Origin of the sequence: Caballeronia sp., from assembly GCF_028292365.1 — a bacterium.
Taxonomy (GTDB): Bacteria; Pseudomonadota; Gammaproteobacteria; order Burkholderiales; family Burkholderiaceae; genus Caballeronia.
The window spans coordinates 1-6,475 of sequence record NZ_JAQGMM010000334.1 but is presented as its reverse complement, the minus strand read 5'-3'; the positions used below and the strand labels follow the sequence as shown (position 1 = coordinate 6,475).

Sequence of the window (6,475 nt, the reverse complement as noted above, 5' to 3'; positions counted from 1 at the left end):
CCGAAGTCGCGCACGCGCATGCTGTCGCGGGGGAATTGCGCGTGGTACTTGGCAAGCTGAAGCGGCGGTTACGCGAAGAGGCAAGTTTGGGAGAGTTCACTTTGTCCCAGATGTCAGCCCTTAGCCGCCTGGAGCGTGAAGGTCCCGCGACCGTCACTACGCTCGCGCGCGCTGAAGGTGTGCGCCCGCAATCCATGGGCGCCACCGTGTCCGTTCTTGAGGCGGCCGGGTTTGTGACCGGCGCACCGGATCCCGCCGACGGACGTCAGACCATTTTGTCCCTCACCGATGCATGCCGTGAATGGATCAAGGCGAGCCGCGCAGCCCGGGAAGACTGGTTGTTCCGTGCCATTCGAACCAAGCTCACGCTCGTGGAGCAAGAAGAACTTGCGACCACCGTGGCGCTGCTCAACCGGCTCGTCGATTCGTGACTGACGCAGGCCAGCGCGGCAGAAGCTGTGTCGCCGGCTCCTCAATTCCCTTTGCCGCGCCAGGTTGCAGGGCGCGTCGCAGTCCAACTCGCATGAAGGAAAACACCATGACAATTACCACGCTCGACCCGAAAACGGCTCTTGTAATCATCGATTTGCAGAAGGGCATCGTCGCGCTTCCGACCGCGCAACCCGTCAATGAAGTCGTCAAGCACGCCAGCGAGTTGCTTGACGCGTTTCGTAGCCACGGATTGCCCGTCGTGCTCGTCAACGTTGCCGGCGGCGCGCCGGGCCGCTCCGAGCAGGCGCGTAACCTTGCCGGGCTTCCCGCCGATTGGGCCGATCTTGTCCCCGAGCTGAAGCAGCAGCCGGACGATCACATCGTCACAAAGCGGACGTGGGGCGCGTTCACGAATACCGGTCTCGATGAACATCTGAAGAAGCTGGGTGTCACGCAAGTCGTTATCGCCGGGGTGGCGACCAGTGTTGGTGTCGAGTCGACCGCACGATATGCGCACGAGCTTGGGTTCAACGTGACATTGGCCATCGACGCCATGACTGACTTGAATGCCGATGCCCACACCAACAGCATCACGCGGATCTTCCCAAGACTGGGCGAGACCGGCACGAGCCGGGAGATTATCGACCTGCTCGGCAGCACCCGCGCGTGAGTTCTTCAAGCGCGGAGATAGCAGCCTCGGAAGTCGTCCGGTGAAAGGCACCTTCCGCTCGCTGAACAGCTTCAACTACCGGGTCTGGGCCGGCGGCGCGATCGTTTCCAACATAGGAACGTGGATGCAGCGTACGGCCCAGGATTGGCTCGTGCTCACACAACTGACTCACCACAATGCGACCGCGGTCGGCGTGGTCATGGCGCTCCAGTTCGGCCCGCATCTTCTCTTGCTGCCCTTCACGGGCTTTGCGGCCGATCATCTCGATCGCCGCAAACTCCTGATGGGCACTCAGGCGGTGTTGGGAACACTCGCGCTTGGACTGGGTATTCTTACGGTCGCTGGATGGGTCCAGTTGTGGCATGTGTACCTGTTTGCGTTTTTGCTCGGCAGCGTAAGTGCGTTCGATGCCCCCGCGCGTCAGACCTTCGTTGCGGAACTGGTCGGTGAAACCGATCTGTCAAATGCAGTCGCACTGAACTCCACATCGTTCAACGCGGCGCGAATGATTGGGCCTGCCATTGCCGGCGTGCTGATTGCATCGGTGGGGACCGGGTGGGTGTTCCTGATCAACGCGACCTCGTTTGTCGCGGTGCTCTGCTCGCTGGGGTTTCTTCGTGTGGGTGAATTTCATCAGAGCAAACGGGCAGTCCGCGCGCGCGGGAGTCTTGCTGAAGGGTTTCGATATGTCTGGAAGCGGCCGGACCTGAAAGCGGTGTTGCTCATGCTGTTTCTGATCGGCACGTTCGGGCTCAATTTTCCGATTTTCATCTCCACGATGTCCGTCACTGTCTTTCATGCCGGAGCCAGTCAATACGGACTCCTGACATCGATCATGGCGATCGGAACGATTGCGGGCGCGCTGCTCGCGGCGAGACGGGCGAAGCCGCGGATTGCTGTGTTGTTCGGCAGTACTGCGGTCTTCGGCGCCGGCTGTGCGCTGGCGGCGATCGCGCCGAGCTATGGGTTCTTTGGTCTTGCGCTTGTGGTCATTGGCGTGTCCGCGCAAACCATCACCACGACGACAAACAGCACGATGCAGCTCTCCACCGAGCCCGCCATGCGCGGCCGCGTGATGGCGATCTTTTTAGCGATTGCGTTGGGCGGCACGCCTTTGGGCGCGCCGGTTGTAGGTTGGGTCGCCGATACGTTCGGCCCGCGTTGGGCGCTTGGCGTTGCCGCTGCGGCGGGGTTTGCGGCGGCTGTTGTTGGGGTGCGGTATTTGGTGAGGTATCGGCAGTTGAGGGTGTTTATCGATGCGGGGAGGGTGCGATTTAGTATCGATGAGGGAGAGGCGGTGGTTTGAGAGGGGGCATTTTTGAACGTCCCAGGTGATAAACGAGAGCCCAAAATGAAAAGGGTTTGCAAGCTAAAAGCCTGCAAACCCTTTTAAAACCTTGGTGGGGCGTGACAGATTCGAACTGTCGACCTACGGATTAAGAGTCCCGTCCGCAGCAAATTGGCAAAAATATAAGTTCAGTAAAATCAACGACTTGCAGTGGTAGCCTTCCGCAAACCGACTGAGCTTTAAGCCCTTTTGAGGGCAATTTTTGCCTACTTTGGTCAAGTTTTGGTCAAGGTGTTTGCTCCAATTTTCTACCCGAAGGGCTGCGGCAACGCATCCGCCCTCTTTGACTGCAGGGCAAGACTTTCGACAGCTCGGTTTGATGCTATACGGGAATCCCGTATAGCATCAAATTATCCGGACCGTGATCGAAACCCCGACCTTCCTGAAGTAAGCCGAGCGTGTCTGGTCCAAGGCCGAGTGCTACGGCTTGATCACCTGGATCGCCGCAAACCCTGATGCGGGGGAAGTGATCCCGGGCGCCGATGGCGCTCGTAGGGTTCGCTGAAAGCGCGAAGGTACTGGCAAGTCTGGCGGCTCCCGCGTGATCTACTTCAATCAGACCGACGAGGAAATCGTGTTGCTCGTGGCGGTCTATGCCAAGGCCGAGCGCGAGAACTTGCTCCCCCAAGGACATCCGAAAAGTGGCGTGTGTTGATTAAAAATAAAGTTGCACAGTGCCGCTCCTGATTTATCAGGATTTTTCGGTTACAGCTGGACGTCGCTCGACCAGGTCGTATAGTGGGTTCGTTGAATTGAAAAGGAAAACCGGCGAAAAGTGAGCTGCAATTTGCCGGACCGTTGAGTGTTCCGCGCTGGAGCACCTCACACGCTGGCCGGGCCGAAACACCACTCACCTCGCCTTGTCGCGAAAGTTAGCATTATTGTGACAATCGCCAGATACGTACGCATAGGTAAATACCAAATGTAATGCAAACGTATTACAATGAGGGTTCTGGAACTACTACGTACCACAGAGGAGTAATCGCCATGGCTGCGAGTGCATTGGTGCAAACGCGCATCGACCCTGCGCTGAAAGAGCGTGCGGCTGCGGTGCTCGACAACATGGGACTGACCGTCTCGGATGCCGTGCGTATCCTGCTGACGCGCATTGCCAACGAGGGTGCGTTGCCGTTCGCCTTTGCGACCGACCCAGCGGCACATGACGCATGGTTCCGCGCGAAAGTGCAGGAGGCATTGGACGATCCGCGCCCAGCTATTCCACACGAGGAAGTCGAAGCCCATTTCGCCAAGCGTCGCGCGGCCGCGCTTCGGAAAGCCGGTGAAGGTGACGCGTGAGGCTTGAATGGTCAGCTTTCGCAATAGAGGATCGCGACGGAATTTTTGACTACATCGAAGAGGACGGCCCGCGTGCAGCCGTCGTCGTGGATGATCGGATCCGTGTGCAAGTCGGGCAACTACTGCAGTTTCCCGAGACTGGCCGTCCGGGGCGCATCGAGGGCACTCGCGAACTGGTTATAAGCCAAACACCGTATATCGCGGCCTATCGCATCACGGGCGATACAGTGCGCATCCTGCGCGTGTTGCACTGTGCGCAGCTATGGCCTGATGACATGTTGGATTAACCGTGGCCGCCGGGTAACTCCTTAGGGGAGCGCGGCGCTATACAACTTTATTGCGGCTATACGACTTATTTTGTCTCATCAGTGTGATGAACATCGAGAAAATTATCAAGGCCATCGAAGCCGATGCCGGCGAGCCGCTGCCGGATCTGCGCCAGGCGCTTGAGGAGGCTAAGGCGCGTGAAGCGTCTGGCATGAGCCAATCTACGTTTGCTGAGCGTATTGGTACGCCGGTCGCTACTCTGCGAGATTGGGAGCAGGGCCGCTTCGCGCCGTCGGGCGCAGTACGGTGCCTGTTGCGTTCGATTATCAAGCATCCTGAACTGACGGCTGAGCGTGCCGCGTCAGCACGGTAACGACGGCCGCACTTGACTGGGCGGCAGCATTTGGATGAGCCTAACGGGGACGGATGTCGCTTGCCCTCCATCAGGCTAAACACCAGATGCTCGATGACTTCCTCCGTCAGCAACTCAAAAATCCGACTGCTCGAATGAGAATTTGCGTAATATCCTAGATGTGTATAATTTAAAGACACCATACACATTGCGAGGTATGCCATGCGCACCAATATCGAAATCGACGACAGGCTAATGGCCGAAGCGCTTGCCGCGACAGGCATCAAGACCAAGCGGGAGGCTGTCGAACTCGGCCTGAAGACGATCATCAGGCTCAAGCAACAGGAACAGATCCGCCAGTTCCGGGGGAAGCTTCACTGGGAAGGCGATCTTGATGCGATGAGAACGGATCGATGACGCTCGTCGATTCGAGCGTCTGGATCGATTATTTTCGGGGCGTGACCTCGCCGGAAACCGACAAACTAGATGCCTTGCTGAGCACGGAAGCGCTGCTGACCGGTGACCTGATCGTGGCAGAAGTGTTGCAGGGCTTCTCGGCCGAGTCCGAATTCAACACAGCCAGACAACTGATGACGACGCACCTGAGCGTTGCGTCGCTCGTCGGCCCTGATAACGCTGTTCAGGCTGCGCGAAATTACCGTGCCTTGAGAGCGCAGGGCGTGACGATCCGGAAAACCATCGATACGCTGATCGCAACTTACTGCATCGAGAATGGCGTTTCGCTGCTGTTCAGCGACAGGGACTTCAATCCTTTTGTCGATTACCTAGGCCTTAGATCAGCGGCACTGGACGACTGATCAGGGCGAGGATTGCGTCCGCAACTCACGACTGTATTCTGCTTCCAGGATTTGGAGCGGCCGCATCGTTTGTTTCGCCCGTTTGTGTCGCCGACGAAGAACTCTTCGTGTTGCGCGCGCAGTGACGTTGCCGGTTCAATGAATTTGGGCGGGCGCTATCGGGCGTCGACACTGCGTTCGGAAGGAGCATCGACGCTGCCAGTTTGCTTTTAGACCGAAGTTTGACCTGGCGCCCGAGTTAACCTGTTAAAGCGTTGAGAGGTTTTCAAACGACGGGGTCGATTACTGGGGACAGCCGGGGTCGATTCCAAGCAGCGCAAAGACGTTGCTCTGCAACGGTGCGGGACGGGTCGTAATGACGATCTTGATCTGTGGATTGACCGGGGTGGAGGTAAATCATAGGTCAACGTGGCGAGGTCTTGCAGCAGCGTATGCAGACTGTCGGTACGGTGGCGCGCGGCTTTGGCGCTGGCACGCTCGGAGCGCGGCGTCGGCATCACCGGATTGATACGCTGATCGTGCAGCACCGCCAGTTCCTCATTTGATCACGCAAAAGCGGTTGGGTGCCCCTCGTAGATGCCACTGTAAGCGGTGTTTCACCACACTACAGAAGAAGCATGAGGAGCGGCGCTCCCCTAGAACGGCATGTCGTCGAAACGCGGCGTGGCCAATGACCGCTTTACCGACTTTAACCAGTCCTTCAGTTGCTTGATGTTGTCGAATACGAGCAGGTCATGTTCAAGGGCTTGGAGGCTCTCCTCTAGCGAGAAGATATCAGCGGCAAGATTGCGCATGATGGTGCCGGGCGACACGTCGATGAAGGGCGGAATTCCGTAGCTGTGCTTGAATCCGTTCTCGACATGCAGGATTTCGTGGTCGAGTTCACCGACCTGTTCCCTCAGAATCTTGTTGTAGTGTTTCAACCGGTCTTCGCCGATGTTGTTGATGGCGCTCTGGTCAATGTGTTCTAACTCCAACTGCAATTCAAGCAATTGCAACAGACTATTTTTGCTATATGCCTGATTGGCCCTCTGCATCAGGGTGGTCTTGCGCTCACGTTCCTGCGGATCGGTTTCGCGGTCGGGATGCAAGGCACTGGCCAGTTTGCGATAGACCTCCCGGATGGATAAGCTCAGTTCGGCCTGCTCAACTTGTTCTCGTGCCTCTGCTGCGAGTTGCCTGGGCGTCTTTTTTCGTTTGGCGCGGCGCGCTTCCCGAGCCTGATTTTCGAGTGCATCTTGTGCCTGCAGCTGTTCCATTTGCGCATGGGCGCGCTGCAGTACATCCTCGGG

At 57.8% G+C, this 6,475-nt stretch carries 9 protein-coding genes; 8 read left to right on the top strand and 1 reads right to left on the bottom strand.

All coding sequences use genetic code 11. The features are described from left to right. The 8 genes from JWR14_RS20315 to JWR14_RS20280 all read left to right on the top strand — a co-directional run. On the top strand, positions 1–431 hold a 431-nt coding region (locus tag JWR14_RS20315), incomplete at its 5' end, for a MarR family transcriptional regulator (RefSeq protein ID WP_299710453.1). A gap of 107 nt (positions 432–538) precedes the next feature. Continuing rightward, positions 539–1,102, top strand: coding sequence for an isochorismatase family protein (locus JWR14_RS20310; RefSeq protein ID WP_299710450.1), 564 nt, complete (start codon positions 539–541; stop codon positions 1,100–1,102). 40 nt (positions 1,103–1,142) lie between these two features. Continuing rightward, on the top strand, positions 1,143–2,408 hold the full coding sequence (locus tag JWR14_RS20305) for an MFS transporter (RefSeq protein ID WP_299710447.1): 1,266 nt from the start codon (positions 1,143–1,145) through the stop codon (positions 2,406–2,408). Positions 2,409–3,437: 1,029 nt separating this feature from the next. Further along, positions 3,438–3,746: a type II toxin-antitoxin system RelB/DinJ family antitoxin gene (locus JWR14_RS20300; protein ID WP_299710444.1), complete on the top strand. Its 309-nt coding sequence runs from the start codon at positions 3,438–3,440 to the stop codon at positions 3,744–3,746. Next, positions 3,743–4,033 carry a type II toxin-antitoxin system RelE/ParE family toxin gene (locus tag JWR14_RS20295; protein ID WP_299710441.1) on the top strand — a complete coding sequence of 97 codons (291 nt, stop codon included), beginning with the start codon at positions 3,743–3,745 and terminating at the stop codon, positions 4,031–4,033. The genes JWR14_RS20300 and JWR14_RS20295 overlap by 4 nt, the downstream gene beginning before the upstream one ends. An 86-nt stretch (positions 4,034–4,119) precedes the next feature. Then, on the top strand, positions 4,120–4,386 hold the full coding sequence (locus JWR14_RS20290) for a helix-turn-helix domain-containing protein (RefSeq protein ID WP_299710438.1): 267 nt from the start codon (positions 4,120–4,122) through the stop codon (positions 4,384–4,386). Positions 4,387–4,587: 201 nt separating this feature from the next. Continuing rightward, on the top strand, positions 4,588–4,782 hold the full coding sequence (locus JWR14_RS20285; protein ID WP_047895290.1) for a type II toxin-antitoxin system VapB family antitoxin: 195 nt from the start codon (positions 4,588–4,590) through the stop codon (positions 4,780–4,782). Continuing rightward, the gene (locus JWR14_RS20280) at positions 4,779–5,183 is read left to right on the top strand and encodes a PIN domain nuclease (RefSeq protein ID WP_299710432.1); all 405 of its coding nucleotides are present in this window, start codon (positions 4,779–4,781) and stop codon (positions 5,181–5,183) included. The genes JWR14_RS20285 and JWR14_RS20280 overlap by 4 nt, the downstream gene beginning before the upstream one ends. Positions 5,184–5,818: 635 nt before the next feature. Here JWR14_RS20280 and JWR14_RS20275 read toward each other — a convergent pair. Beyond that, a partial coding sequence (locus JWR14_RS20275) for a J domain-containing protein (RefSeq protein ID WP_299710429.1) occupies positions 5,819–6,475 on the bottom strand: 657 nt, incomplete at its 5' end.

Coding starts and splice junctions, on each gene's coding strand:
- JWR14_RS20290 (WP_299710438.1), top strand. CDS start 4,120: ATGAACATCGAGAAAATTATCAAGGCCATCGAAGCCGATGCCGGCGAG.
- JWR14_RS20285 (WP_047895290.1), top strand. CDS start 4,588: ATGCGCACCAATATCGAAATCGACGACAGGCTAATGGCCGAAGCGCTT.
- JWR14_RS20280 (WP_299710432.1), top strand. CDS start 4,779: ATGACGCTCGTCGATTCGAGCGTCTGGATCGATTATTTTCGGGGCGTG.
- JWR14_RS20300 (WP_299710444.1), top strand. CDS start 3,438: ATGGCTGCGAGTGCATTGGTGCAAACGCGCATCGACCCTGCGCTGAAA.
- JWR14_RS20310 (WP_299710450.1), top strand. CDS start 539: ATGACAATTACCACGCTCGACCCGAAAACGGCTCTTGTAATCATCGAT.